Source organism: Streptomyces sp. NPDC017943, assembly GCF_044328425.1.
Lineage (GTDB): Bacteria > Actinomycetota > Actinomycetes > Streptomycetales > Streptomycetaceae > Streptomyces > Streptomyces djakartensis_A.
This window is the reverse complement of the sequence record NZ_JBIRHH010000002.1, coordinates 71,842-97,783: the sequence shown is the minus strand read 5'-3', so window position 1 is coordinate 97,783 and position 25,942 is coordinate 71,842. Positions and strand designations below refer to the sequence as shown.

The following is a 25,942-nucleotide window of genomic DNA, read 5'->3' as shown; positions in this document are numbered from 1 at the left end:
TCAGATCGGGAACTGCAGTTCCGGCCGGTCCCAGGGCACGGCGGGCGGGTTCGCCGGGACGGTTCCGGTGGGCCGCGCCCCGCTGCTGAGGTAGAAGCCCTCCGCCGGAGGGTGCGACACCACCCGTACGCGGTCCAGTCCCGCCGCCCGCGCCTGTGCCTTCATGTGCGCGACGAGCAGCCGCCCGATGCCCCGGCCCTGCGCCCCGTTGTCGACGAAGAGCAGGTCCAGCTCGGGCGGCACCAGGAGCAGCGCGTAGAAGCCCAGCACCCGGCCGGCCGGGTCGTCGGCGTCGACGGCCACGAACACCTCATGGGTCTCGATGTAGTCGGCTCCCACGCGGTAGCCCGCGACCATTGCCGCGTAGTGGCCCTCGTAGGCACGCGAGCCGCGCACGAGCCGGGTGAGCCGCTTGGCGTCGCGGGCGACGGCCCGGCGCACGACGGGCGTGCCGTGCCGGGGAGCGGGGGCCGGGTTCATGAAGGGCATCCTACGAGGTCCCGGGATGCCCTTCCGGGGGCGTCAGGGGAGGGTCCACTTCTGGTTGGGGCCGGTGTGGCAGGTCCACAGGTGGACGGGTGTGCCGTCGTTCCAGGTGCCGCCGGAGGCGTCGAGGCATTTGCCGGACGGGGGGTTGCGCAGGGTGCCGTCGGTGTGGGGGGTCCATTGCTGGGCGCCGGTGCCGTTGCAGGTCCACAGCTGGATCCTGGTGCCGTCGGCGGTGGCTGCTCCGGAGATGTCCAGGCACTTGCCGAGGGCGCGCAGGGTGCCGTCGCCGGGCAGGGTCCAGCGCTGGGCGGTGCTGGTGTTGCAGGTCCACAGTTGCACCTTGGTCCCGTCGGCGCTCTGGGCGTTGTCGACGTCGAGGCACTTGCCGCCCACACCTCTCACCTCGCCCGCGCGGGGACCGGGCTGGGTGCCGCCGCCCTGCTTGACGCGGATGTTCCGGAACGACACCGAGTCCCCGTCCCCGTGGTTCTGCAGGCCGATGTGCCCCTGCCGGAGGCTGCGCGCGGGGTCGGTGTTGGTGAAGTCGTTGATCTTGCGGCCGTTGAGGAAGATCTCCAGCCGCTCACCGGTGACCCGCAGCTCGTAGGTGTTCCACTCGCCGGGCGGGTTCAGCGCCGCGTCGCGTGCCGGCAGGTCCGCGGACTTGAATCCGTAGACCGCTCCGGTGGTGCGTGCCGCCTCGTCGGTGGCGTCGATCTGGATCTCGTAGCCGTTGTCCACCGCCGACCACGGGTCGTCCGACGCGGGGAAGCCGATGAAGACGCCGGAGTTGTCGTCGCCGTCGGCGCGCCAGTCGAGCTTCAGGGAGTAGTCCCCGCTGATCTCGCGGGAGTGCCACAGCATGCCGAGCCCGCCGTGCGAGGTGAGGGTGCCGTCGGCGAGCGTGAAGCCGCCGGGCCCGGCCTGCTTCCAGCCCGTGGTGCCCGAACCGTCGAACAGGGAGGTGTAGCCGGTCTCGGGACGGCAGTCGGCCTCGGTCATTCCGGCGGCCCAGCGGACACCGCCGAGCAGATGGCGGCGGAACGCCGGCTCGGCGTACGCCTCGTCGGTGTGGCCGCCGCCGGTGTAGAAGGCGCGGCCTCCCTGGTAGTCCTTGCACCAGGCGATCGGGTGGTCGCCCTGCATGGTGCCGCCGGAATAGCTCGACTCGTCGAGCGAGGCCAGCACATGCGCCGAGTCCCGCGGATTGGTGCGGTAGTTGTACCACTCGTCGGTGCGTCGCCAGGTGCCGCCGAGGTGGGCGGTGGCGTCATGGGCCCGGTCCTCGACCTCGACGGTGGCGGACTGGACGGCGGGGTGGGAGTGGAAGAGCGCGCCGGCCAGCCCCGCGTAGAAGGGCCAGTCGTACTCGGTGTCGGCCGCGGCGTGGATGCCGACGTACCCGCCACCGCCCTTGACGTAGCTCTCGAACGCGCTCTGCTGGCCGGCGTTGAGCACGTCGCCCGTGGTCGACAGGAACGCGACCGCCTTGTACTGGGCGAGGTTGCCGGTGGTGAAGGCCCCGGCGTCCTCGGTGGCGTCGACGGTGAAGTTGTTCGCCGCGCCGAGGTCCCGCAGCGCCGCTGTGCCGTCGTCGATGGAGGAGTGCCGGAAGCCCGCGGTCTTGGAGAACACCAGGACCTTGTAGGCGGGGTCGGCGGCCGGCGTGGCGGCCGGCGTGGCGGCCGCCGGGTGGGCGGCCGACACGGGCGGGGCGGTGGCGCGGGGATCGTCGCCGGACGCCGGCAGGGCGACGACGGACGGGGAGGTCAGGCACAGTGCGGCGCCGGTGAGGAGACCGAGCAGCGGCTTGATGGGGGAGCGCATGGGGATCGCCTCCTTTCTACGGAAGGGTCCACTTCTGGTTGGGGCCGGTGTGGCAGGTCCACAGGTGGACGGGTGTGCCGTCGTTCCAGGTGCCGCCGGAGGCGTCGAGGCATTTGCCGGACGGGGGGTTGCGCAGGGTGCCGTCGGTGTGGGGGGTCCATTGCTGGGCGCCGGTGCCGTTGCAGGTCCACAGCTGGATCCTGGTGCCGTCGGCGGTGGCTGCTCCGGAGATGTCCAGGCACTTGCCGAGGGCGCGCAGGGTGCCGTCGCCGGGCAGGGTCCAGCGCTGGGCGGTGCTGGTGTTGCAGGTCCACAGTTGCACCTTGGTCCCGTCGGCGCTCTGGGCGTTGTCGACGTCGAGGCACTTGCCGCCCACACCCTTCACCTCGCCCGCGCGGTCGGAGCCGGCGGTGGTGAAGGCGAACTCGTCGACGTCGAACAGCGAACCGGCGCCGCCCTTGAAGACGAGGTGGAGCTCGGTGGTCCCGGCGGGCTGGCCGGTCAGTGCGGCGGTCACGTCCTGGAACGTCTCCCACCCGCCGGTCACCGGCACGCTCGCCGTGCCGAGCAGGGTGCCGGTGGGGGACCCGGCGCGGACCTCGATGGTGCCGCCGGAGCCGGCCGACGAGACACGGGCGGTGAACCGCGTGGCGCCGGCGAGGGCGTAGGGCTCGAAGGAGATCCAGTCGCCGTTGTCGATGTGGCCGACCGTCCTGCCCCCGTGCGCCGGGGTGTGACTGACCACCTGCACGCCCGAGGAGTCGCCGTAGTGTTCGGCCTGCCGGTGGCTGGGCTGGGTGACGTGCTGGTCGTGGGTGGTCAGCGCGGGCTGGCCGTTCGCGCCCCTGTCCGTGTACTCGGCGTCGACGACACCGAAGATGTTGGCGTTGGGATCGTGCTCGCCGTCCGCCAGGGTCCGCAGGGTGCCCGAGCAGCCGGTCGCCGAGGTCTGGGGGTGGCCGTGACTGTCGTGACCGACGATGAACGTCACCTTGACCTTGGTGCAGTCGATCGCGCCGTCCTCGGGATCGGTGACCGTCACCTTGAAGGGGATCGCGGCGCCGAAGTCGTAGATGCTGCCGTCGGCGGGTAGGTCGAGCCGGACCGTCGGGGCGGTGTTGCCCACGGTGATCTGCACCGACGCGGTCGCGGACTTGCCGGTCGTGTCCGTCACCTTCAGTGTGGCCGTGTACCGGCCGTTCGCGGTGTACGTGTGCGTGGGGTCGGCGGCGGTGGAGGTGGCGCCGTCGCCGAAGGTCCACGCGTGACTCAGGGCGTCACCGTCGGCGTCGGAACTCCCGGCGGAGGAGAACGAGACCGTCAGAGGGGCCTTGCCGGAGGTGACGCCGGCCTTGGCCTGGGCCACCGGGGCGTGGCCGTCGGCGACGTGCTCGATGCGGTAGAGCGCGGAGTTCGCGTCACCGTTGAAGTAGCCGGTGCCGTAGTCGAGGACGTACAGGGCGCCGTCCGGTCCGAAGGCCATGTCCATCACCTGGGTGCCGGTCCAGGGGAAGGCGTTGACGGACTGCACGGCGCCGTCGCCGCCGGTCTCGATCCGCTTGATCCAGCGGCGGCCGAACTCACCGGCGAAGAAGTCGCCGTCGTACTCCTGGGGGAACTTGACCGGGGAGGTGGAGGCGGCGTCGTAGCGGTAGACGGGGCCGCCCATGGGCGATTCGGAGCCGGTGCCGAACTCCGGTACGGAGCCGCCGTCGTAGGGGATCCAGGCGGGCTGGGCGGGCGGCAGGTCGGTGAGCCCGGTGTTGCGCGGCGAGGTGTTCTTCGGCGCGGCGCAGTCGAACCTGGCGCCCGCGCTGCCGCTCGCGAAGTCGTGGTCCACATAGGCGTCGTTCGCGCCGGTGCAGTACGGCCAGCCATAGTTGCCCGCCTTCGTGATGCGGTTGAACTCGACCTGCCCGGCCGGGCCGCGGGAGGCGCTGGCGGTACCCGAGTCGGGTCCGTAGTCACCGAGGTGGACCACTCCGGTCGCCTTGTCGACGCTCATCCGGAAGGGGTTGCGGAACCCCATCGCGTAGATCTCGGGCCGCGTCCTGGCCGTGCCGGCGGGGAAGAGGTTGCCTGGCGGCACGGTGTAGGACCCGTCGGCGGCGACCTTGATGCGCAGCACCTTGCCCCGCAGGTCGTTGGTGTTGCCCGCCGAACGCTGGGCGTCGTAGGCGGGGTTGCGCGAGGCGCGCTCGTCGATCGGCGTGAAGCCGTCCGAGGCGAAGGGGTTGGTGTCGTCGCCCGTCGACAGGTAGAGGTTGCCCTGTGCGTCGAAGTCGATGTCCCCGCCGACATGGCAGCAGATGCCCCGGGACGCGGGGACGTCGAGGATCTTCTTCTCGCTCGCCAGGTCGAGGGTGCCGGTGCTGCCGAGCACGAACCGCGACAGCCGATTGACGCCGTCGAAAGGTGCGAAGTCCGCCGCCGACCCGTCGGAGGGGGCGTCCCCGCCCGGGGTGCTCAGCTTCGGCGCGTAGTAGAGGTAGACGAACCGGTTGGACGCGAAGCCCGGGTCCACGGCGACACCTTGGAGGCCCTCCTCGTCATGGCTGTACACCTCCAGCTTGCCGGCCACTCTCGTGGTGCCGGCCGCGTCCGTGAGCCGGACGGTGCCGTCCCTGGAGGTGTGCAGCACCGAGCGGTCCGGCAGGACGGCGAGCGTCATCGGCTCGCCCGTCTCGGCCACACCCTTGGCGAGCGTGACCTGCTGGAACTCCTCTGCCGCAGCGCGGGGTGCCGCTCCGGGCCCTTCGGGGGCGGCGACCGCCGCACCGGGGACGAGGCAACCGACGGCACACGCCAAGGCCGTCACGAGCGAACGGACGAGTCCGGGTCTGACCACTTTTGAGCGCACAGACGTCTCCCGTGGGGTGGGGTGACGGCAGGCCGATGTCAGGACTGCCGTGGGGAGCACAGGCGCGCGCCGTCGCGCCGTCGAGCCATTGCATGCGCATGACCGGTCGCAAGGGAAGGTAGCGGCCCCGGATCGAAGGCGTAACCCCTTTCGCATCCACTCGCGACACTTTTTCCATGATCAGGACAAAGTGGATCGAGCGGGCGTGGTCCGCGGCGCGGCGGTCGCCTCCCCGCGCCGGAAAAACCGGTACCGGTGCCCGAGTTGTGACGTAAGACCGAGAGAGGGCCTCCCACCCGCACCGGAGGCCTCCGCGTTACCCACGGAAACTCTTTTCCCGCGGCCGCTCTTCCTCCACTATGAGCCGTCATACCCGCCGGTAGGTCCGTTCTCCGCGCGGTTCGCAAGGGTGCCGGGAGGCTGCGCGATGGCTGGGGCCGACGACGGAACGGGCGGCGCTGCCGAGCCCGGTCAGGGGACGCTCGGGGGTGTGCCCGACGCGCGGCTGACCGAGCTGCTGCGCGCCGACACGGCGACGGCGTATCCGGCGCTGCGCGAACTGCGCGCCCGCCATCATCACCCTGTGCTCGCCTACGCCCGGCTGTGCACCCCCAACGAGTCCACGGCCCGCCAACTGGCCGCGCAGGCCTTTGCGCTGGCGGCGCGTCAGGTCGCCCGCGGCATCGACCCCGGGCTGCCCTGGCGCCACCGACTCCTCCTCCTGGTCACCCGTACGGCCGGGACCTGGGCGGAGGACGCGCGGGCGGCCGGTCTCGACGCGGGCCTGCTGCTCCTCCTGAACACGGTCGGCGGCTCCGGCCCCCTGCCCCCGATGCTCGCCGCCTTCCAGTCCCTGCCGGCCCGGGACCAGGGCCTGATCTGGTACGGGCTCGTGGAGCGGGAACAGCCGGGCGTCACCGCCGTGTTGCTCGGCCTGACCCGCGAGGACGTCGCCCACGGCACGGACCGCGCACTGCGCAGGCTGGCCCAAGTCTGCCTGCGGGCGCGTCTGGCCGCCTCCGACGACCCGGACTGCCCCGACTTCGGCCGCCTCATCGAGGAGTCCGTGCGCCCGGACAGCCCTCGCGCCAGCGCGGACCTGCATGCGCACATGACGCGCTGTCCCCACTGCACGACGGCCCACGAAGAACTGTCCACCCTGCGCGACGCACCGCGCGCGGCCCTGGCGGAAGGACTGCTGCCGTGGGGCGGGGCGGCGTACACGACCGGTCGGCGGGCGGCACCGGACGCCGTCACGGGACGGAGCCAGGCCGGGGGAGCGGCCACGGGAGCGAACTCCGGTGTGGAGGAGCACGGAGGAGCCGTGACTCCGGACCGCCGGCGCACCGCACTGGTCTCCGCGGCGATCGGGACGGCCACGCTGTGCGTGGTGGCGTTCCTGGTGGTGCAGGACGGATCTCCGGCACAGGACCGGGTGAGTTCGGCGCGGGCTCGGACGGACGCGCCCCCGGTGGCGGTGACGGTGACGGCCACCGTGTCGGCGACGCCGTCGGTGTCCTCGCTTTCCCCCTCGACCTCGCGCTCGCCCTCTTCCTCTCCCTCTCCGGTGCGCAGGTCTGCGTCCCCGACGCCGCGCAAGTCGCCGACGAGGACGCCGAGTCCGCGACCGGAGGCCCCCTCCACCCACCCGCCCTCCGGCACCTTCACCCAAGTCGTGAACGTGGCGTCGGGGTTGTGCCTGGACGTCGGCGGTGGCTTCGGCAACGGCACCGACGTGGTCACGGCCCCCTGCTCCGCCGCACGCACCCAGCGCTGGCGCGTCGACGCGGACCGCGGGGTGCTGCAATCGGCCGCCGACCCCGGCTACTGCCTGGACAGCCGTGGAGACACCTACCGAGGCGTCGGCATCTGGACGTGCGACTCGGTGGAGGGCCGCAACGGCCGCAACCTCGTGTTCGTCGTGGACGGCAGCGGCCTGATCCGCCCCGCCATCGCCTTCGACACGGCCGTCACCCCCGACGGCGGGTCAGGGGCCGGGCTGTCGCTGGAGCGGGCAGGACGGGGCCCCGGACAGCGGTGGCGTGCCGGCTCTTCCTGAGAGCAGCCGCCGCACGTCCTCATTCACCTGCTACAACGCACAACTGTTGAATCCGCATTCATCAACGCCCCATTCTCGAAGGGGCTTTGAATCAGCCTGATTCTTTCCGCGCCGTGCGGTCTGCACCAATTCCAGGTTCGCCGGAGCTGCCGTCCGGCAATCGCTTGCTGGGAAATCGGCGGTGTCTACCCGGATTTCATGCGGTCACGTCGGCACCGGACACATGGGCACACATTCTCGACACGACGCCCGCATGCAGGGCGGGTGTGTGAGGAACGGGTGTGCGCCATGGGTGGCCGATTCACGCCCAGCTGACCTGCTGTTACGGCACTGATCCGCCGTAAAGCCTTGATCTGCGCACATCAATCAGTCAGGTTCGAGGCGGGCCGGATGCAGGTGCGGTCCGAACTCCCACACCCCCCACACCCCCTGACGAGGAGAACCCTCACATGGCATCTCGCGCATTCACACGCAGAATGCAGCTCCTCACCGCCACGGCCGTCGTCATCACCCTGACGACCCTCGGCACGGCACACGCCCAGTCGGCACCCGAACCCACTCCCGCCGAGGGCACCGTGTACGGTATCGGCGCCGAGGGTGCCGTGCCCGGCACCTTCATCGTCACGCTGGACGAAAAGGCGGACAAGTCCTCCCTCGCCGAGGAGTACGGCGGCACGCTGCGACGCACGTACACGACCGCCGTCAACGGCTTCTCCGCCGGCGGCCTCTCGACGGCCGAGGCCGAGCGCCTCGCCGCCGACCCCGCGGTCGCCAAGGTCGTACAGGTCAAGAAGTTCAGCATCGACGCCACCCAGGACAACCCGCCCTCCTGGGGCCTCGACCGCCTGGACCAGGCGGACACGGCCGGGGACAGCAAGTACACCTACCCCGACGGCGCGGGTGAGGGCGTGACCGCGTACGTCATCGACACCGGCGTGCGCATCACACACAAGGACCTCGCGGGACGCGCCACTTCGGGCTACGACGCCGTGGACAACGACAACGACGCCGATGACGGCAACGGACACGGCACCCATGTCGCCGGCACCATCGCCGGCACGGCCCACGGCGTCGCCAAGAAGGCCGAGATCGTCGCGGTCCGGGTGCTCGACGACAACGGTTCCGGGACGACCGAGCAGGTCATCGCAGGTATCGACTGGGTCGCCAAGAACCACCGGGGCCCGTCCGTGGCGAACATGAGCCTCGGCGGTGGCGCGGACCCGGCCCTCGACGAAGCGGTCAAGAAGGCCATCGCGGCCGGTGTCACCTTCGGCGTCGCCGCCGGAAACGAGTCCTCCGACGCCGGCCAGGGCTCCCCGGCCCGCGTGGCGGAAGCCATCACGGTGGCCTCCTCCACCAAGGACGACAAGCAGTCCGACTTCTCCAACTCCGGCTCGGCCGTGGACCTCTACGCCCCCGGCTCGGACATCACCTCCGCGTGGAACGACAGCGACGAGGGCACCAAGACCATCTCGGGTACGTCCATGGCCACACCGCACGTGGTGGGCGCCGCCGCCGTCTACCTGGCGGGCCACCAGGACGCCACGCCGGACCAGGTCGCCAAGGCGCTCACCGACGGCGCCGTCCCCGACAAGATCTCCAACCCCTCGCAGGGCACCCCGAACAAGCTGCTCAAGATCGTCCAGTAGCCACCGCCGACCGACGCCCGCCGCGCTGCCCCCGCCGGGGCGCGGCGGGCACCGCCGTAGCTGGAGGACGGCGACCAGACAGGGTGCGGCCGGGGCGGCGGGTGCACCACCTGACCTCGTCGTGCAGGGGCTTGCGGCTCACGGTTGCGACGGTGCTGCGGCGGACCCTCGCCAGCCGGCGAGCCCCGGCCCTGCGCGTGCGGTCACGGGGCGGCCGTCTGGTCCGGCCGGTGGCCGCCCCGGCGCAGAGCCCCGCCCGGCCGGGGCATCCCGGCCGGTCAGGGTCGCTCGGGCGGAGAGGGGCGGGTGGCCGACCGGTAGGCGTCGACGTCGGCCCGGCCGCCCGCGCCCAGGACTCCGGTCTGTCCGGCGAGCCGGCTCGGGGGCTGCCGGCGCAGTTCCTGGCGGGCCAGGAGGGAGACAAGGGCAGGGAAGGCCGGCCGCAGGGGCTGGCACCAGCGCAGCCACGGGGGTGCGTAGACGTGGCGGGCGCGCCGGGTGATGCCGGAGGTCAGCCACCGGGAGACCTCGTCGGTGCTGTGCACCTTGCGCGCGAAGCGGGGCTGGTTGCGGCGCAACGCCTGCAGTACGGGGTGATCGTCGATGCCGTGGATCATGTCGGTGCCGGTCCAGTGCAGGTAGGCGATGCCGACACCGACCCCGTCCGGCTCCACCTCGCCGCGCAGCGCCAGGGCGAACGACTCCACCCCGGCCTTGGAGGCGCAGTAGGCGCTCATCAACGGGGACGAGCCGAAGGCGGCGGTGGACGCGATCTGCAGGAAGTAGCCGCGCGTCTCCATCAGTTGGGGGAGGAAGGCACGGGCCGTGTTCGCCGATCCCGTGAGATTGACGTCGATGACCCGCTGCCACAGGTCGGCCGGTGTGTGCAGGAAGGGCCCGCCGGTGGCGATGCCCGCGTTGGCCACCACGACGCTCGCCGGCCCCAGCCGGTCGCGGACCTCGCGGGCGGCGTGATCGAGGGCGTCCCGGTCGGTGACGTCGGTCTCGACGCACAGGCTCCGGCCGGGCAGAGCGTCGGCCGCTTGGCGGAGGGTGGCCTCCTCGCGCCCTATCAGCGCGACCCGCATCCCGGCGTCCGACAGACGCCGCGCGAGGGCCTCGCCCACGCCTCGGGCCGCTCCGGTCACGACGGCGACCCGCCCTGCCAGGGGCGGGCCGGCCGCCCCCTCGAACCGTCCCGATCCGGGGACCTCGCTCATACGTCCTCGTTCCGTCACCGCGCCGCCCCGCCGACGGCGCCCTCGAACCCCTTCCGTCATACCCGCCGATCCGGATGCGGTCGCGATCTCTAGCCCGTTCGCCGGAGGCGGGTCACCTGGTGGCCGGCAGCGGCAGTGCGTCGGTGTAGGCGTTGGCGGGCCGGGGGACCCTCCGGACGGCGTGGGCGTCCAGCGCGACCGGGGCGGACTTCGTGCCCAGGGTCCCGCCGGGGTGCCAGGTCCCCGTGACGTCCACCCACGTGTCGGCGGGCAGCTCCGGAGCCCCGTGGATGCGCACCTTCACGGTCTGGGCGTCCGCGGCACAGCAGTTGAGGACGAGCCGGGTCAGGTACCAGTCACCGCCTTCGCCGGCCGGGGTGACGAACCCCGTCATCCGGACTGTGCGCCCCTTGATGCCCTGAGCGCGGTCCTGCTGCACACGGCTGGTGAACTCCGTGAGGGTCAGGGGGACCGGGGAGACCGCGGGCAGGGGATCGAAGTCGTTCCGCTCCTGCACCGCCCGCGGGGACTCCCGGGCGGCGGTGTACGCGCCGAGGGCCGGCGGGGCGTGGAAGAGCAGGCTCAGTGCCGGCAGGAGCAGCAGCCAGGCGACACGGGGCACACCGGAGTGGTCGTGACCGCCGGCCTCCGCGGGCTCCTCGCCCGCCCCGGCGTCCCTGCGCCGCCTCGGGTACGACACCGCTTCCGCCGCTCCCAGCAGGAGAAGCAGGCAACCGGAGGCGATCAGGAACGGCCGCATCCCCTCCTTGACGTATCTGAGGTAGAGGTCGGTGAGCAGCGAGGCGTGCAGCAGGCCGAGGCCGCTCAGGACGAGCAGCAGCACCTGGAAGAGACGTCTCACAGCAGCACCGCTCCGATCAGGAGGCTGCTCGCGATCGCCACCACCGTGGTGACCGCGCAGAAGCGGATGGCGAAGGCCCGGCCGAACGTACCCGCCTGCAACGCGAAGAGCTTCAGGTCCACCATGGGACCGACCACCATGAACGCCAGTCGGGCGACGGGGGAGAAGCCGGTGAGCGACGCCGCGACGAACGCGTCGGCCTCGGAGCACACCGACAGCACGACCGCGAGCCCGGCCAGGAAGAGCACGGACAGCCAGGGGGACCCGGAGAACGCCTCGAGTACCGAGCGCGGGACCGTCACGTTGAAGGTGGCCGCCGCCATCGCGCCCAGCACCAGGAAGCCGCCGGCGTGCAGGAAGTCGTGCTGGAAGCCGTGGCGGAACTCCGTCCAGCGGCTGTGCCCCGGCCGGTGCCCGGTGTGCCGCACGCGGGGCCGCAGCCACGAGTCCCGGCCGAACCGCAGCCACAGCCAGCCCATGGCGGCGGCGGTCGCGAGCGAGGCGAGCAGCCGGGCCAGCACCATGGCGGGGTTGCCGGGGAAGGCGATCGCCGTGGCGGTGAGCACCACCGGATTGACGGCGGGGGCCGAGAGCAGGAACGCGAACGCGGCGGCCGGGGCGACACCCCGGCCGATCAGACTGTTCGCGACCGGCACCGAGGCGCACTCGCAGCCGGGCAGCACCACGCCGGCGCTCGCGGCGACCGGCACGGCGAGCGCGGGCCGCTTCGGCAGCAGACGGCTGAACGCCCGGGCCGGCACGAAGGCGTTGATGGCGCCGGACAGGGCCGTCCCCAGCAGCAGGAAGGGCATCGCCTGCACGGTGACGGCGAGGGCGACCGTGCGCCAGGCCTGCACGGCCGGCGCATCCAGCCGGCCACGGCCCACGAGGAGCACCACGTTGAGCAGGACGACCGCTCCCAGCAGCACGAGCAACCCCGACCAGAGCCGCTCCTCCAAGGCCTTGACCTCGGCCGCCCCGGTGACCGCTTCAGCGTCCTCGGTACGTTCCTCTGCTGTGTGCACGCCAGCCCTGTAGGTCGGATGTCGAATGCGGGCTCGAATATAACCGCCCCCCGCCCGGGAACGAGGACGGGTCCCGCACCACGACGTGATGCGGGACCCGATGCGCAGAACAGGCGGGGCGGTACGGCTCAGACGCCCGCGACCGACTGGATCCAGGAGCGGTACGCCGTCACGTTGGTGTAGGCGGTGGTCGTCTGGCGGTCGCTGGTGGAGGCCACCCCGACCTGGACCCCGTTCGCCATCATCGGGCCGCCCGAGTCGCCGCCGGCGGTGATGCCGTCGCCCCGGCGGGCGCAGATGGCGGAACCGCCGTAGGCGTCCGAGCAGCCGCCGGTGACCGTGACGTTGGCGACCTTGAGGTAGCGCGACTGGCAGGTGGCCTCGGAGCCGCACTGGGAGGTGGCGCCCCAGCCGTACACCTGCACGCTCTGGCCCACCCGCACGGTGCCGGGCTGACCCAGTCGTGCGTAGGTCGCCGACACGGAACGGTCGAGGCGGACGAGCGCCAGGTCCGCACTGTGGGTGTAGGTCTGGACGCCGTTGGCCACGGTGCCGCCGCTGTGCTGGTCCAGGCTGCCGATGCGGAACGACAGCCCGCCGCCGGTGACACAGTGCTTGGCGGTGAGGATCCACGTCGGGGCGATGATCGTCGCCGAACAGGTCTCCCTGCCGTTCGAGAACAGCCGCGCGGCCCAGGGGCCGCTGCTCGCGTAGGAGCCACCGATGATGGGCTGCGGGGCCTTGGTGACCGCAGGCACCGGGGCCTGTGCCGCGGCGGCGTTCGGGGAGAGGAGTGCGAGGACGCTGACCGCTGCGGCGGCAAAGGCGGGCATGAGCCTTGATATGCGCAAGGTTCCTCGATTCAGTGGACACGCCGGGTGGGCGTGCGGGTGTGGGGGTCGTCGGCCCCCACTCGGGGGGCCGCCATGACGAACTCGCCCTCGTGGGGCACCGGTTCGTCGTGGACGTGGCCCAGAATCACGGAGGATCGTTGAACGGCGGTAGCAGCACTTGGCGATAACGCGGTGTTATGCCCGCCCCTACCTGCGGACCTTCGTCGGACGCCGCGTCGGTCGGATGTCCGGCGCTTCGCATCTCTGCGTAGTTCCGTGGTCCGTAGGCGTTACAAAGAACCGGCCGACCGGTATATTTCGCGGTGCTCGTGCGACTGAGCGGGATGGACGTTCACCCCTGGGCCGGAGCCCCGGGGTGGTCGCTTCACGCGTTCAGGTTCCGTCGACGACAGGGGGAGATCTGGAAATGGCGGACTGCATACAGGCGCAGGTGGTGATCGCCGGCGGCGGGCCGGTGGGGATGGTGCTGGCGTGCGAACTGGCGGGCTACGGGGTGTCCACCGTGGTCGTGGAGGCCGGCACCGCGGTGTCCGGGCGGCCCAGGGCGACGACCCTGCACGCCCGGACGGTCCAGTGCCTCGTCCGGCGCGGCTACTTGGAAGGGCTCTCGCACTCCGACGACGGCGCGGAACCGGCGACGAGCGCCTTCCACTTCGCGGGGATGGCGGGGCTGGGCATCTCGGCACCGGCGGCCGAGCCGGAGCCCGTGCTGAAGCGGACGCAGCAGGAGCTGGAGCACCACTTCGAGGAACGTGCGCGGGCCGCGGGGGCCCTCATCCTGCGCGGGCACCGGGTGACCGGGCTGCGGCAGGGCCCGGACGGCGTGCGCGTGACGGCCGACGGCCCGGACGGCGCGGTGACGTGCACGGCGGAGTACCTGGTCGGAGCGGACGGGGCACGCAGCGTCGTCCGCGAGCAGGCCGGATTCGCCTGCCGGACGTATCCGGCGACGGTGTCCGCGCTGGCGGGTGACGTCCTGCTGGAGGAGCCCGGACAACTGGAGGAGGGGTGGCGGCGCACCCGGCGCGGCTGGATCGTCGCCAAGCACCTCCCGGACGGCGGGACGCGGCTGCGGACCCTGGACTGCGCCGGTGCCCACGACGAGCGGCACCGGCCACCGACCCTGCAGGAGTTGCGCGGCGAGGTGTCCCGGATCGTCGCGCGGGACGTGCCGATGCGGGCGCCGAAGTGGCTGAGCAGGTTCAGCGACTTCGCGCGGCTGTCCCGCTCCTACCGCAAGGGACGGATCCTGCTGGCGGGCGACGCGGCGCACGTGCATTTCCCGATCGGCGGGCAAGGGCTGAGCACCGGCCTGCTGGACGCGGTCGACCTCGGCTGGAAGCTGGCGCTGACGGTGCGCGGCAAGGCCGGCGAGGGGCTGCTGGACAGCTACGACCGGGAGCGCCGGCCCGCCGCCCAGCGGGTCATCGACCATACGCGCGCGCAGCTCGCCCTGATGCGTCCCGCTGCCGAACTCGACCCGCTGCGGGCCCTGTTCGGCGAGCTCCTGGGCGGGCAGGGGGCGGGCGGCGCGCTGGCGTCGATGGTCAGTGCGCAGGACACCGTGCTGCCGGCGCGGGCCCGGGATGCCTCACCGTGGGAAGGAAGGTTCCTGCACAACGTGGGCCTGACCACCCGGCAGGGGCGGACGGATGTGATCGACCTGCTGATCGCGGGCCGGCCGCTGCTGCTGCTCCTGGGCGCGGCCGGTGACACCTACGCCGGGCAGGCGCGCGGATGGGCCGGGATGCTGCGCGTGGTGCACGCGGAGCCGGCTCCGGGGCTGCCCTGCGAGGCGCTCCTGGTGCGGCCCGACGGCTACATCGCCTGGGCGGCGGGCGGTGGCGCCCTGCGGTCCGCCCTGACCGCCTACTTCGGCATCGCCACGGGGACGGCAGGACGCGCGGCGGGGACCGGTGCGCTCGCCCCGGCCCTCGGCTGAAGGGCACCGCCGGGTGCCGGGCCATACGCTCTCCGCGCCGACGCGCCGGGGCCGGGGGCGGGCGGTGGCGCGCCGCATCGCCCCCGGGCTGCGGCCGCCGGGCCGGACGGGCGAGCCGCGGAGCGCGGACCGGGGGCCGACGGGCCGGCCCCGGCCGTCAGCCGACGGCTGCGCTCTCCTGCCGGGCGGCGCGGGCCAGCAGCTCCGCGTGCACCCGGGCGCCGCGGTCCTCGGTGATGTCCACGGAGGCCAGCACGGAGGGGATCACCGCGCTGGGCAGGACGTGCCGCAGCAGGGAGCTGACCCGGCCGGGCAGGTCCTGGTACTCGCACACCGCCTGGGACATGGCCTGTATGCCGGCGAAGGACCCCACCAGGACGTCGGCGGTCTCGCCCGGGTTGACGTGGTCGAGCAACTCGCCCTGCGCCTGGGCCTTCTCCAGCAGTTCGTTGCCCACCTCGCTCCAGCGCACGAAGGGGCCGCTGCGGTCCAGTCCCTGCGCCTGCTGGTCGAGGGTGAGACGCACCCCGGCGCGCACCATCGGGTCGGTCTGGAGACGGTGCGCGTGCAGCACCACCGTGTCCACGAGCTGCTGGACCTTGAAGGGGCGGTCGGGGACGGGCAGGGTCTGGTCCTGCTCGGTCAGCACCCCTTCGGCCAGGTGCTCCTTGGAGGGGAAGTGGAAGTACAGCGCCCCCTTCGTGACCCCCGCCATGGTGATGATCTCGCTGATCGTCGCCGCCTGGTAGCCGCGCTCCTCGAAGACCTTCGCCGCCGCCGACAGGATCGTCTGCCGTGTCCGGATCGCCCGGTCCTGCTTCGCCACTTCGGCCTCCTCCATTCGATGAGCCCGGAGACCCCTGAGAAAAAACCGTCCAGTATGTATATTACAGCCGAAGCGGCTTCGCGCAGCCCCCTGGACGTCACCAGGTGGAAAGACTCCGCAAAGCCGTGCACCGACGCGACGAGGACGTACGCGACGAGGGGGGACTCGCGGTGATCCTGGTGACGGGGGCCACGGGCACGGTGGGGCGGGAGCTGCTGCGCCGCCTGCCGGCCGGGACGGACGTGCGGGCCATGGCGAGGGAACCCGGGCGCGTCGCCGCCGCGGGCCGCCGGATCGAGACGGTCGCCGGGGACTACACGGACACCCGCTCGCTGGAGCGGGCGCTGACGGGGGTCCGGACGGCCTTCCTCGTCACCGCCGCGGTCGAGGGGCGGCACGACGAGCGCTTCCTCCGGGCGGCGCGCGACGCCGGCGTGCAGCGGGTGGTGAAGCTCTCGGCCGCGGCCGTGCTCGACGACCGCGCCCAGGACCTGATCACTCGCTGGCAGCGGGCCAGTGAGGAGGCCCTGCGCGGTTGCGGTCTGGAGTGGACGCTGCTGCGGCCGCGGGCGTTCATGTCCAACTGCCTGTCCTGGGCGGCGTCGGTGCGCGGCGAGGGCGTCGTACGCGCGCTGAACGGGAGGTCCGCCAGTCCGTGTGTGGATCCCCGGGACATCGCCGGGGCCGCGGTGCGCGTCCTCACCGAGGAGGGGCACGAGGGGCGCGCCTACACGCTCACCGGCCCCGAGGCCATCGCGCCGGTGGAGCAGGCGCGCCAGCTCGGCCGGCTGCTCGGCGTGCCGCTCAGGTTCGAGGAACTCAGCCCGCAACAGGCCCGGGCCGGGCTGGCCCTGCGCTATCCGCGGCCGGTGGTCGAGGCTTTGCTGGCCAGCGCGGAACGCCAGCGCGCGGGTGCCAAGGCCCGGGTGGACGGGGCGCTCGCCGCGCTGCTCGGGCGCCCGGCGACGACGTTCCGCGCGTGGGCCCGTGACCACCTGGAGGCCTTCGCCCCCGTTCCCGGGTGAGGGAGGGCGAACCCGGAACGATGAGCCGCCCGGACGCACCGGCGAGCGCGCGGTGCGACCCGGGCGAGTCGCGCGGCCGGGCCGCTCAGTCGGTGGCCGGGAAGCGGACCGTGCAGCGGAACACCTGCTCACCGCCCTGATGGGCGGTCACCAGCACCGACTCCCCGTCCTCCGAGGTGCGCAGGTGCTGCGCCTCGACGGTGCAGGGGGCGTCCAGTTCGACGTAGCGGGTGAACTCGCTGATGACGTCCAGGGGAAGAGCGGTGCGGCCCAGGGTGGCGGTGGCCGCCTGGCGGGCCGCCTCCATCAGCACCATGCCGGGCACGTGGTCGACCATGTGGTCGAACAGCACGGGGTGGCGGGTGTCCACGCGCAGCTGCCAGCGGTTCGCCTCCCCGATCGGGGAGAGCACGACGTCCGTGGGGGAGGTGCGCCCCACGACCTGCGGGGCCTCCGGCGCGGTGAGCTGGATGACCTGCGGCATGCCGTCCGCACCCAGGCGGCCGGCGCGCAGCCGCTGGTAGACCCGGGGCGTGATGCAGGTGAGCGAGCCGCCGCCGGTGGCGGCGAGCCGGCCGTCGCGGCGGATCTGCACGGAGATGCGGAAGCCCAGCAGTTTGTCGCCGCGCCGCTTCACCTCCGTGCAGGTGACCTGGAGCTCCAGCGTGGCGGGGGTCCGCTCGACGCGCAGGTGCTCGGGATCGACGTGGACGCTCAGGTCGCTCACCAGGAAGTGGTGGCCGAGCGGGACGCCGAACTCGGCGTGCGCCAGAAGAATACCGGCCTGGCGGATGGTTTCGGCGGCGATCAGCGGGTCGTGGCAGCCGTCCACCTTCATGAAGAAGCTGTGCCCGCGCGGCCACTGGGCGGCGAGGGTGAAGTGCTCGTCGTCGACGCGCGCCCAGTCGGTGAGCATGACCTCGCAGACGCTGGCGCGGTGCACGAGTTCCTTCGGCACGGTGGTGGTCAGGGACGGGAAGCGCGGGACGAAGACGCACACCGGCGTCGTGCCGTCGCCCTCGCCGCTTCGGGTGCCGGGTGCCGGGTGTGCGACGTGGAACGTGCTCGCGGACATGTCTTCTCCCCGTGGGCCGCATGAGTGTGACGTTGCTGTGGAGGGCCGCTCAGGTCTGCGAAGATACATACCACCCGGTTTAGTTTCTAGCGGTACGAAGCATTCCGGCTAGGGAGTCCGGTGAACGGCTTGTTCTCGTTGAGTACCCTTCCGCGGGCCGCGCAGGGGTCATGGCTCCGTGAACAGGGGTTTCACGGAGCCGAGTTGGGCGGAGGGAGTGGCGGCCGGTTCACCTGCCGCATGTTTTCGGCCAGCGGTCCGATGTGAACGGACCGGGAGGCCGGCTCTCGAGCGGGTCCGGAGCCGTCCTTGAGCGCCCTGGTTCAGCCTTGTCGTCAGCCCCGGGGGAGGGGTGGTCGAGGGGGTGGATCGAGGTGCCGCTTCGCGTGGGGTGCCGACGAGTGGGCCAGGTCGGGCCGACTGGTCCGACTGTGGCGTCGTCCCACGTCGCGGGGGTGTTGGCGGGGGCGGGGGTGCAACTCGTGAGCGGTGCGGGTGTCCGCTGGGCGCGGTCGGCGGGCCGCGCGGCGCCCGGCTGTCCGGCACGGACGCCGTGACCTGCTCGGCGCAACGACCGCCATATAGAAACCGCGCATTCGGTTTGTTAAGATTTCCGAGAGCCGGGCGGGGGCCGCTTCGGCCTGTCCCGGGGAGGGACCAGACATGGTGACGAGGACTGCCCCCGTACCGAGCAGGCCAGGGCCGGCCGACGCGCGCGGACGCGTGGCTGAACTGCACGAGATCCGTGCGCAGGCGGTGGCCGGACCGAGCGAGAAGGCGACCGAGGCGCAGCACGCCAAGGGCAAGCTGACCGCGCGCGAGCGCATCGAACTTCTCCTGGACCCGGAGTCCTTCCGTGAGGTCGAGCAGCTGCGCCGGCACCGGGCGACGGGCTTCGGGCTGGAGACGAAGAAGCCCTACACCGACGGTGTGATCACCGGCTGGGGCGCGGTCGAGGGCCGCACGGTCTTCGTCTACGCGCACGACTTCCGTATCTTCGGCGGCGCGCTGGGCGAGGCCCACGCCACGAAGATCCACAAGATCATGGACATGGCCATCGCGGCCGGTGCGCCCCTGGTCTCGCTGAACGACGGCGCGGGCGCCCGTATCCAGGAGGGCGTCTCGGCGCTGGCCGGCTACGGCGGCATCTTCCAGCGCAACACCAAGGCCTCGGGTGTCATCCCGCAGATCAGCGTCATGCTCGGTCCGTGCGCAGGCGGTGCGGCCTACAGCCCCGCCCTGACGGACTTCGTCTTCATGGTCCGCGACACCTCGCAGATGTTCATCACCGGCCCCGACGTGGTCAAGGCGGTCACCGGCGAGGAGATCACCCAGAACGGCCTGGGCGGCGCCGACGTCCACGCCGAGACCTCCGGCGTCTGCCACTTCGCCTACGACGACGAAGAGACCTGCATCGCCGAGGTCCGCTACCTCCTCTCCCTGCTCCCGCAGAACAACCGGACCGCCCCGCCGCCGGTGCCCTGCGCGGACCCCGCGGACCGCCGGTGCGAGGCGCTGACGCGGCTGGTGCCGGCCGACGGTCATCAGCCCTACGACATGTGCACGGTGATCGAGGAGATCGTCGACGACGGCGAGTACCTGGAGGTCCACGAGCGCTGGGCGCGCAACATCATCTGCGCGCTGGCGCGGCTGGACGGGCAGGTGGTCGGCATCGTCGCCAACCAGCCGCAGGCGCTGGCCGGGGTGCTGGACATCGAGGCCTCCGAGAAGGCGGCCCGCTTCGTGCAGTGGTGCGACTCCTTCAACGTCCCGCTCGTGACGCTGGTGGACGTCCCCGGCTTCCTGCCCGGCGTGGGCCAGGAGCACGGCGGGATCATCCGGCACGGCGCGAAGCTGCTGTACGCCTACTGCAACGCCACCGTGCCCCGGGTCTCGCTGATCCTGCGCAAGGCCTACGGTGGCGCCTACATCGTCATGGACAGCCAGTCCATCGGCGCCGACCTCACCTACGCCTGGCCGACGAACGAGATCGCGGTCATGGGCGCCGAGGGCGCGGCCAACGTCATCTTCCGGCGCCGGATCGCCGAGGCGGACGACCCCGAGGCCGTGCGACAGAAGGTGGTCAAGGAGTACAAGTCCGAGCTGATGCACCCCTACTACGCGGCCGAACGCGGCCTGGTCGACGACGTCATCGACCCCGCGGAGACCCGCGGGGTCCTCGTCGGCGCCCTTGCGATGCTGCGGGCCAAGCACGCCGACCTGCCCTCCCGCAAGCACGGCAACCCGCCGCAGTGAACCGACGAACGACGCGGTGCACGGCAGGCCCTCCGCCCCGGAGCGCCACCCGTGCACCGGAGGCAGGAGACGATTGATGGTCAAGCAGGAGCGAGCGGCCCGTACCCGCCAGGCTCTGATCCGTGCCGGAGCCGAAGTGTTCGCGCAGGAGGGCTTCGCGCGCGCCTCGCTGACGACGATCAGCCGGCAAGCGGGGGTGAGCAACGGCGCCCTGCACTTCCACTTCCCGAACAAGCAGGCGCTGACGCAGGCCGTCATGGCGCAGGCGCTCGACACCGTGCGGCAGATCGTGCGGGACGCCGGAGCCCGGGACGTCGGCCCGCTCCAGACGCTGGTCGAGGGCACCCACCGGTTGATGGACCGGATCGGGCACGACGTCGTCGTACGGGCCGGGTTCGGGCTCTCCGACGATCCGCTCGGGGGGCGGGAGCCGGTGCTGCGGCTCGAATGGCAGCGCTGGGTGGAGCACGTGCTGCGCCAGGCCGAGGAGGACGGCCATCTCGGCGAAGGGGTCTCGGCCGGCGACGCCGTCGTCGCCGTCGTGGCCGCCACCGTCGGCCTCGAGGTGCTGGGCGGCACCGACCGGGCGTGGTTGTCGCCCGAGACGGTGACACGGCTGTGGGACGTCCTCCTGCCCCGGCTGACGGGGCACGGTCGAGACGTCTCCTGAAACAGTCCAGACGGTCTGCTATTCGGATCTTCGTGCGTACGTGCAGCTCCGCAGCGGTGTCCGTGCACGCGCTGACCGCTCGCCTCGCTCGGAGAAGGCCAGCTCAAGCGGCTGTCGAGTGCCGGTGGAGCGGCTCGAAGGAAAAAAACAGCGCGGATGGTTTGGTATTGACAAACCATCCGCCCCGTTTTTTACTGGGAGCCCGGTAGCGGGACAGGGGAGACGACATGGACATCGCAGTACTGGGCGCACTCGACGTCAGGGAGAACGGGGTCTCGGTCACCCCGACGGCACCCAAACCGCGCCAGGTGCTGGCGCTGCTCGCCCTGCACGCCGACCAGGTGGTGCCCGTCGCCACGCTGATCGAGGAACTGTGGGGCGGGCAGCCCCCGCGCAGTGCGCGCACCACCCTGCAGACCTACGTACTGCAGCTGCGCGAGATGATCTCGGCCGCTGTCGCCCGTGACGCGGAAGGAGCCCCGGCGCGCACCGCCAAGGACGTGCTCGTCACCTCGCCGGGGGGCTACCTCCTCCACACCCGGGGCGGTGCCAGCGACGTCCGCGAGTTCGAGCGGCTGGCCGGCACCGGGTACCGGGCCATGGACGCGGGCGACTTCACCGGCGCGGCCCGGCAGTTGCGCGACGCGCTGTCGCTGTGGACCGGCTCCGCGCTCGCCGACGTGCACACCGGCGCGCAGCTGGAGATGGAGACCCGGCGGCTGGAGGAGACCCGGCTGTGCGCCCTCGACCAGCGCATCGAGGCCGACCTGCGGCTGGGCCGCCACCGTGAACTGCTCGGCGAGCTGACCGTCCTGGTCAGCCGCTACCGCACCCACGAGACCCTGCACGGGCAGCTCATGCTGGCGCTGCACCGCTCCGGCCGCCGCAGCGAGGCTCTCGACGTCTATGCCCGGCTGCGCACCGCCCTGGTGCGGGAGTTGGGCCTCGAACCCTCCGCCGGGCTGCGCCGGATGCAGCGCTCGATCCTCATGGCCGGGCCCGAGTCGGCCCTGCTCGCTCCGGCCGGCGGCGAGCGGCTCAGCCGGGTCGGCTGACCCCGCAGCCGGCCGCCATCAGCTCCGCAGTCGAGGAGAGGGGCCCGCGATGCAGGCCAGGTCACGACGGACGCGGCACAGGCTCGTCCGGGCAGGTGCGCACGCGTTCGACCGCAACGGCTACGCCAGCGCCACACTGGGGCAGATCGCCCAGGAGGCCGGACTGACCAAGGGGGCGCTGTACTTCCACTTCGCCTCCAAGGAAGGACTGGCCGACGCCGTCCAGGAGCAGGGCCGGATCCTGCTGCGCGACTTCGTCCAGGGCCGGCAGGAGGCCGGGGCGGCGCCGGTGCAGGCGCTGATCGACCTGACGCACTGGCTGGCCTGGGTGCTCCACGAGGATCCGGTGATCCGCGCCAGCTTCCGCATCACCAGCGAACGCAGCGGGCGGCAACCGCCCGTCACCGACTTCCACCAGGTCTGGATCACCGAGGTGCTCCAGCTCGTCGGCCTCGCCCGCGAGGCCGGCCATCTGCACGAACACCTCCGCCCGGACGGTCCCGAGGCACTGACGTCGGCGGCGGTGTGCGGCATCGGCGTGCTGTCCGGCACCGGGCTCTCGCGTCCCGAACTGCGCCGCAGAGTCGCGGCGTTGTGGGATCCGCTGCTGACGGCCCTGGTCCCGGCCGGGGACACCGGCCGCTACGACGTCCGCGCCTCGGCGCTGGCCGCCCAGCTCACCCCGGTCGCCTGAGCGGCGGGCGGCATCCCTTCCTCGCGGACCGGACAGGCACCCGCGCCGCACCTCGCGCGGCAACCGTCCGCGGCCCCACTCCCCTCTTCCCTGTTTCCGTCGTCGGCCGGCCGGGACGGACGGACCCCTGGAGTCAAGTCATGCCCGACCACAGCGCCACATCCCCCGGCGAGGTGTCCACCGATCTGATGCAGGACCTCGTGGTCATGCTCGCCACCGTGCTGCGTCTGAGGAGTGAACGGATCGACGTCACGCAGACCTTCAGGTCGCTCGGCCTGGACTCGCTGCTCACCGTCGAGTTCGTCGCCACCGTCAACGCCCGCTACGGCACGGCGGTCAAACCGGACGCGCTCTTCGACCACCCCACGCTGCTCGAACTGGCCCGGCACGTCGCCCGGGAGCGAGGGCTGCCCGGTGACGCGCCCTTCGAGGAGCCCGTCACCCACCCGGCCGCGCCCGCCATGGCGACGGCATCCGTGCCCGCCCCGGCGAGGGCACCCGTGCCCGCCGCAGGAGCGGTGCTGGACGTGCTGCGCGAGGAACTCGCCCGCATCCTGTGCTGCGACCCCTGGGACATCGACCCCGGTGCCCCCTTCAACGTCCTGGGTGTGGACTCCATCGTGGGCGCGCAGTTCGTGTCCACGATCAACGACATCTACGGCCTGCACGAGCGCGCCGTCACCCTCTACGACCACCCGGACCTGGCCGCCCTGGCCGCGCACGTCGTCTCCGCCACGGCCGCGGGCACCGCGACCCGCCGGCCCGCGCCAGCCGTCCTGCCCGCCCCGGCAGCCCTGCCCGAAGCAGCCCCGCGAGGCGGCGTCATGGGTCTCGAAGCGCTCCTCGACGCCGTGCGCGAGGACCGGATCTCCGTCGACGACGCGCTCGGCCTGCTGCGCCCCGGGCCCTGAACGGACAGAACACCCATGGACGAACGCGAGATACTCACCCGCTTCAAGGCCGGCACGCTGGACCGCGCGCAGGCCACTCGACTGCTGGCCGGCGCGGCGACCCCGGCGCTCGCGGCGGCCCGGAAGCCGCCCGAGCGGCCGCGCGCCAACGTACCGGCGCCCCCCGGCCCACCTGCCACGGACGGCCGGTACGCCGTCGTCGGCCTCGCCGGACGCTATCCCCTGGCCGACGACCCGCACGCCCTGTTCGAGAACCTGTGCGCCGGCCGCGACACCGCCCGCGGCGCGCCCCCCGACCGACCCGGCCCGTCCGTGCTCGCTGCGGGACGGCGCGGCCACTTCCTGGACGGCGTCGAGCAGTTCGACGCCGCGTTCTTCGGCCTCACGCCCCGCGAGGGCGCCCTGCTCGACCCCCAGGCCCGGCTGCTGCTGGAGAGCGCCTGGCTGGCTCTGGAGGACGCCGGCTGCACCGGGGCCCGGCTGGACGCCCTGACCGGTCCGGGCGGCGTGCCGCGCGCCGTCGGCTTCTTCGCCGGCGTCGGCTCCGCGGACTACGCGCTGCTCGCCGCCGAGGGCCGGGGGCGCGGTCTGCGCGAGATGCCCCGCGGTTCCCACGGGAGCCCGCCCGGCAGACTCGCGGCGATGCTGGGGCTGAGCGGGCCGGGGCAGGCGGTCGACACCGGCGCCTGCTCGGCCCTCACCGCCGTCCACCTGGCCGTCGCGTCGCTGGAGCGCGGTGAGTGCGCGGCGGCCGTCGCCGGCGGCGTCGAACTGCTGCTGCACCCCTCGCGGGCCGGTGACGGCGCCGGGGAAGGAGTGGGCGCCGTGGTGCTCAAGCGGCTCGACCGGGCGCTGCGTGACGGGGACCGGGTGCACGCCGTCGTCCGCGACACCTACAGCGCCTACCGGCCCGCCGCCTCCCGCCACCCCGTGGGTGACGACATCCCCCGCGGGGCCGGTGGCTTCCGGCCGCGCGTCACCCGCGCCACGCTCGCCCGGGACGTCGGTGACGCCGGCGCGGCCCTGGGCATCGCGGGTCTGACCGCCGCCGTGCTCCAGGCGCGGCACGGGGTGATCGCCCCGGCCGGGCCGGGGGAGGAGCCCGTGCCGTGGCAGCGGGCCCGGGACGAGCACGGGCGCGACCTGCCGCGTGCCGCCACGGTCGAGGTGGACGACGGCGACGGGCTCGTCGCCGGGGCGGTCGTCGAGGAGTTCTTGCCCCCGCCCGCCCCGGCACCGGCGGAGGCGGACGGCACGGAGCAGCTCGTCCTGCTGTCCGCGCCCACCCCCGCACACCTCGTGGCCGGCGCCGCCCGGCTGGCCGACTGGCTGGAGGCACCCGGGCAGGACGCCGGCGCCCCGCTGCTCGCCCAGGTCGCGCGGCACCTGCGGGCCGGGCGGGCCGCCCTGCCCTGCCGGATCGCCGTCCTGGCCGCCGATGTGCCCGAACTGCTCGCCGCGCTGAGGGCGTTCGCCGACGTTGGCAAGGCCGGCGGGGGCCTGCGCCATGCCGATCTGCGCGACGGCGCCGACCCACTGCACCTGGGTCAGGCCCCCGAGACCCGTGACTACCTCGCCGCGCTCTGGCGCAGCGGGCGGATCGAACAGCTCACCCGGCTGTGGCTGAGCGGCGTCGACCCCGACTGGGCCGCGCTGGAGGGCCCGGCGGCGGGTGGGCCGGCGCTGCCCCCGCCGTCGGTGTTCCTGCGGCGAGCCCTGTGGCTGGACGCGGGGGAGCGCACCGGATGACCCCCACGCCCACGGCGTCGCAGCACCCCCCCGGCCTCCCGGGGCCGCCGGACGAGACGGTGAAGCTGTGGTTCTGCCCGAACGAGGAACTGGCGCCGGGCATCGCGGCCACCCTGGCCACGCACTGGCTGGACGAGCACGAGCAGGAGATTGCAGGAAGGTTTCTCTTCGAACGGGACCGGCGCCAGTACCTCGTCGCCCACACCCTCGTACGGCGGGTGCTGGCCCTGGAGAGCGGGGTGCCGGAGCCCGAGGCGGTGATCTGGCGCTCCTCGCGCGGCCGGCCGTTCCTGCAGAAGCCGCCGGAGGGACTGCCCCGGGGAGGACGCGAACTGGACTTCAACCTCTCCCACTCCCAGGGCCACAACCTGGTCGGCGTGGTGCGGCGCCACCGTATCGGCGTCGACGTGGAGCGGCTCGACCGCGGCGACAAGGGCCTGGACACCATCGTGGAGACCTTCGCCGCGGAGGAACGCCACTGGGTGGCCCGGGCCGCGCCGGGCCGGCCGCGCGACCGGAGGGCACTGCGGCTGTGGACCCTGAAGGAGGCGTACTCCAAGGCACGCGGACTGGGTCTCGGGCTGCCCTTCGACTCGTTCTCCTTCACGCTCGCCGAGGACCGCGGGGTGACCGGATTCCGGCCGCCCGGCAACGACCACGAACGCTGGTGGCGCTTCGTGGAGCTGGAGCCGGTGCCCGACGTGGTGGCCGCCGTGGCCGTCCTGGCCGGCCCCGGGGCGCCGCCCGTCCTCCAGCTCCACCACGGCTTCCCCTGGGGCCGCGCCGCGCCGCGGCTGGTGCCCCTGCCCGAGCCCGTGGCCGTACCGGTGTGAGAGGTGACCCGGAGCCGCGCCCGGCGTTCGAACGGGCCGGCCCCAGGTCGGAAGGCCACCT

Annotated in this window: 20 protein-coding genes; 11 read left to right on the top strand and 9 right to left on the bottom strand. The window is 72.8% G+C overall.

The window, feature by feature from the left end; translation table 11 throughout:
• The 3 genes from ACH4C6_RS05420 to ACH4C6_RS05410 are packed head-to-tail and all read right to left on the bottom strand — an operon-like array spanning position 1 to position 5,134.
• A complete protein-coding gene (locus tag ACH4C6_RS05420; protein WP_398107188.1) occupies positions 1-489 on the bottom strand; it encodes a GNAT family N-acetyltransferase in 489 nt (162 codons plus the stop codon).
• 33 nt (positions 490-522) lie between these two features.
• A complete protein-coding gene (locus tag ACH4C6_RS05415) occupies positions 523-2,316 on the bottom strand; it encodes a ThuA domain-containing protein (protein ID WP_398107187.1) in 1,794 nt (597 codons plus the stop codon).
• A 16-nt stretch (positions 2,317-2,332) separates the two neighbouring features.
• Complete coding sequence (locus tag ACH4C6_RS05410) at positions 2,333-5,134, bottom strand: PQQ-dependent sugar dehydrogenase (RefSeq protein ID WP_398107186.1); 2,802 nt, start codon at positions 5,132-5,134, stop codon at positions 2,333-2,335.
• Between the two features lie 469 nt (positions 5,135-5,603).
• Between ACH4C6_RS05410 and ACH4C6_RS05405 the strand changes: the two genes are divergently transcribed.
• On the top strand, positions 5,604-7,235 hold the full coding sequence (locus ACH4C6_RS05405; protein ID WP_398107185.1) for a ricin-type beta-trefoil lectin domain protein: 1,632 nt from the start codon (positions 5,604-5,606) through the stop codon (positions 7,233-7,235).
• Positions 7,236-7,684: 449 nt separating this feature from the next.
• Positions 7,685-8,884, top strand: coding sequence for a S8 family serine peptidase (locus tag ACH4C6_RS05400; protein WP_398107184.1), 1,200 nt, complete (start codon positions 7,685-7,687; stop codon positions 8,882-8,884).
• Between the two features lie 278 nt (positions 8,885-9,162).
• Here ACH4C6_RS05400 and ACH4C6_RS05395 read toward each other — a convergent pair whose 3' ends face one another.
• The 4 genes from ACH4C6_RS05395 to ACH4C6_RS05380 all read right to left on the bottom strand — a co-directional run bounded on the left by ACH4C6_RS05395 (position 9,163) and on the right by ACH4C6_RS05380 (position 12,842).
• Entirely contained in the window at positions 9,163-10,104 is a 942-nt protein-coding gene (locus ACH4C6_RS05395) for an SDR family oxidoreductase (protein ID WP_398107183.1), read from the bottom strand.
• A gap of 112 nt (positions 10,105-10,216) precedes the next feature.
• The gene (locus ACH4C6_RS05390; RefSeq protein WP_398107182.1) at positions 10,217-10,966 is read right to left on the bottom strand and encodes a TIGR03943 family putative permease subunit; all 750 of its coding nucleotides are present in this window, start codon (positions 10,964-10,966) and stop codon (positions 10,217-10,219) included.
• Positions 10,963-11,895 (bottom strand): permease, encoded by a 933-nt coding sequence (locus ACH4C6_RS05385; protein WP_398107914.1) that lies wholly within the window; start codon positions 11,893-11,895, stop codon positions 10,963-10,965. The genes ACH4C6_RS05390 and ACH4C6_RS05385 overlap by 4 nt, the downstream gene beginning before the upstream one ends.
• A 224-nt stretch (positions 11,896-12,119) precedes the next feature.
• On the bottom strand, positions 12,120-12,842 hold the full coding sequence (locus ACH4C6_RS05380) for a S1 family peptidase (protein WP_398107181.1): 723 nt from the start codon (positions 12,840-12,842) through the stop codon (positions 12,120-12,122).
• Positions 12,843-13,251: 409 nt separating this feature from the next.
• Here ACH4C6_RS05380 and ACH4C6_RS05375 point away from each other — a divergent pair, with 409 nt between their 5' ends.
• Positions 13,252-14,787 (top strand): FAD-dependent monooxygenase, encoded by a 1,536-nt coding sequence (locus ACH4C6_RS05375; RefSeq protein ID WP_398107180.1) that lies wholly within the window; start codon positions 13,252-13,254, stop codon positions 14,785-14,787.
• 157 nt (positions 14,788-14,944) lie between these two features.
• Here the strand turns inward: ACH4C6_RS05375 and ACH4C6_RS05370 are convergent, their stop codons facing one another.
• Positions 14,945-15,613 (bottom strand): ScbR family autoregulator-binding transcription factor, encoded by a 669-nt coding sequence (locus ACH4C6_RS05370; RefSeq protein WP_398107179.1) that lies wholly within the window; start codon positions 15,611-15,613, stop codon positions 14,945-14,947.
• A 170-nt stretch (positions 15,614-15,783) separates the two neighbouring features.
• Here ACH4C6_RS05370 and ACH4C6_RS05365 point away from each other — a divergent pair, with 170 nt between their 5' ends.
• Positions 15,784-16,638, top strand: a complete 855-nt coding sequence (locus tag ACH4C6_RS05365) for an NAD(P)H-binding protein (RefSeq protein ID WP_398107913.1) — start codon at positions 15,784-15,786, stop codon at positions 16,636-16,638.
• 85 nt (positions 16,639-16,723) lie between these two features.
• Here ACH4C6_RS05365 and ACH4C6_RS05360 read toward each other — a convergent pair whose 3' ends face one another.
• Entirely contained in the window at positions 16,724-17,713 is a 990-nt protein-coding gene (locus tag ACH4C6_RS05360; RefSeq protein WP_398107178.1) for a ScbA/BarX family gamma-butyrolactone biosynthesis protein, read from the bottom strand.
• A 663-nt stretch (positions 17,714-18,376) separates the two neighbouring features.
• Between ACH4C6_RS05360 and ACH4C6_RS05355 the strand changes: the two genes are divergently transcribed.
• The 7 genes from ACH4C6_RS05355 to ACH4C6_RS05325 all read left to right on the top strand — a co-directional run bounded on the left by ACH4C6_RS05355 (position 18,377) and on the right by ACH4C6_RS05325 (position 25,881).
• A complete protein-coding gene (locus ACH4C6_RS05355) occupies positions 18,377-19,969 on the top strand; it encodes an acyl-CoA carboxylase subunit beta (protein WP_398107177.1) in 1,593 nt (530 codons plus the stop codon).
• Positions 19,970-20,045: 76 nt separating this feature from the next.
• Positions 20,046-20,639, top strand: coding sequence for a ScbR family autoregulator-binding transcription factor (locus ACH4C6_RS05350; protein WP_398107176.1), 594 nt, complete (start codon positions 20,046-20,048; stop codon positions 20,637-20,639).
• A 227-nt stretch (positions 20,640-20,866) separates the two neighbouring features.
• Complete coding sequence (locus ACH4C6_RS05345) at positions 20,867-21,694, top strand: BTAD domain-containing putative transcriptional regulator (protein ID WP_369193150.1); 828 nt, start codon at positions 20,867-20,869, stop codon at positions 21,692-21,694.
• Between the two features lie 49 nt (positions 21,695-21,743).
• A complete protein-coding gene (locus ACH4C6_RS05340; RefSeq protein ID WP_398107175.1) occupies positions 21,744-22,388 on the top strand; it encodes a ScbR family autoregulator-binding transcription factor in 645 nt (214 codons plus the stop codon).
• A gap of 140 nt (positions 22,389-22,528) precedes the next feature.
• Positions 22,529-23,299, top strand: coding sequence for an acyl carrier protein (locus tag ACH4C6_RS05335; RefSeq protein ID WP_398107174.1), 771 nt, complete (start codon positions 22,529-22,531; stop codon positions 23,297-23,299).
• Between the two features lie 15 nt (positions 23,300-23,314).
• Positions 23,315-25,048: a polyketide synthase gene (locus ACH4C6_RS05330; RefSeq protein WP_398107173.1), complete on the top strand. Its 1,734-nt coding sequence runs from the start codon at positions 23,315-23,317 to the stop codon at positions 25,046-25,048.
• Positions 25,045-25,881, top strand: a complete 837-nt coding sequence (locus ACH4C6_RS05325; protein ID WP_398107172.1) for a 4'-phosphopantetheinyl transferase family protein — start codon at positions 25,045-25,047, stop codon at positions 25,879-25,881. Before ACH4C6_RS05330 ends, ACH4C6_RS05325 begins: the two co-directional genes overlap by 4 nt.
• Positions 25,882-25,942: the final 61 nt, after the last annotated feature.

What these genes read in the sequence shown, in the direction of transcription:
- ACH4C6_RS05350 (WP_398107176.1), top strand. Translation starts at nt 20,046, where the DNA reads ATGGTCAAGCAGGAGCGAGCGGCCCGTACCCGCCAGGCTCTGATCCGT.
- ACH4C6_RS05345 (WP_369193150.1), top strand. Translation starts at nt 20,867, where the DNA reads ATGGACATCGCAGTACTGGGCGCACTCGACGTCAGGGAGAACGGGGTC.
- ACH4C6_RS05355 (WP_398107177.1), top strand. Translation starts at nt 18,377, where the DNA reads ATGGTGACGAGGACTGCCCCCGTACCGAGCAGGCCAGGGCCGGCCGAC.
- ACH4C6_RS05340 (WP_398107175.1), top strand. Translation starts at nt 21,744, where the DNA reads ATGCAGGCCAGGTCACGACGGACGCGGCACAGGCTCGTCCGGGCAGGT.
- ACH4C6_RS05400 (WP_398107184.1), top strand. Translation starts at nt 7,685, where the DNA reads ATGGCATCTCGCGCATTCACACGCAGAATGCAGCTCCTCACCGCCACG.
- ACH4C6_RS05325 (WP_398107172.1), top strand. Translation starts at nt 25,045, where the DNA reads ATGACCCCCACGCCCACGGCGTCGCAGCACCCCCCCGGCCTCCCGGGG.
- ACH4C6_RS05330 (WP_398107173.1), top strand. Translation starts at nt 23,315, where the DNA reads ATGGACGAACGCGAGATACTCACCCGCTTCAAGGCCGGCACGCTGGAC.
- ACH4C6_RS05405 (WP_398107185.1), top strand. Translation starts at nt 5,604, where the DNA reads ATGGCTGGGGCCGACGACGGAACGGGCGGCGCTGCCGAGCCCGGTCAG.
- ACH4C6_RS05360 (WP_398107178.1), bottom strand. Translation starts at nt 17,713, where the DNA reads ATGTCCGCGAGCACGTTCCACGTCGCACACCCGGCACCCGGCACCCGA.
- ACH4C6_RS05420 (WP_398107188.1), bottom strand. Translation starts at nt 489, where the DNA reads ATGCCCTTCATGAACCCGGCCCCCGCTCCCCGGCACGGCACGCCCGTC.
- ACH4C6_RS05375 (WP_398107180.1), top strand. Translation starts at nt 13,252, where the DNA reads ATGGCGGACTGCATACAGGCGCAGGTGGTGATCGCCGGCGGCGGGCCG.
- ACH4C6_RS05335 (WP_398107174.1), top strand. Translation starts at nt 22,529, where the DNA reads ATGCCCGACCACAGCGCCACATCCCCCGGCGAGGTGTCCACCGATCTG.
- ACH4C6_RS05395 (WP_398107183.1), bottom strand. Translation starts at nt 10,104, where the DNA reads ATGAGCGAGGTCCCCGGATCGGGACGGTTCGAGGGGGCGGCCGGCCCG.
- ACH4C6_RS05415 (WP_398107187.1), bottom strand. Translation starts at nt 2,316, where the DNA reads ATGCGCTCCCCCATCAAGCCGCTGCTCGGTCTCCTCACCGGCGCCGCA.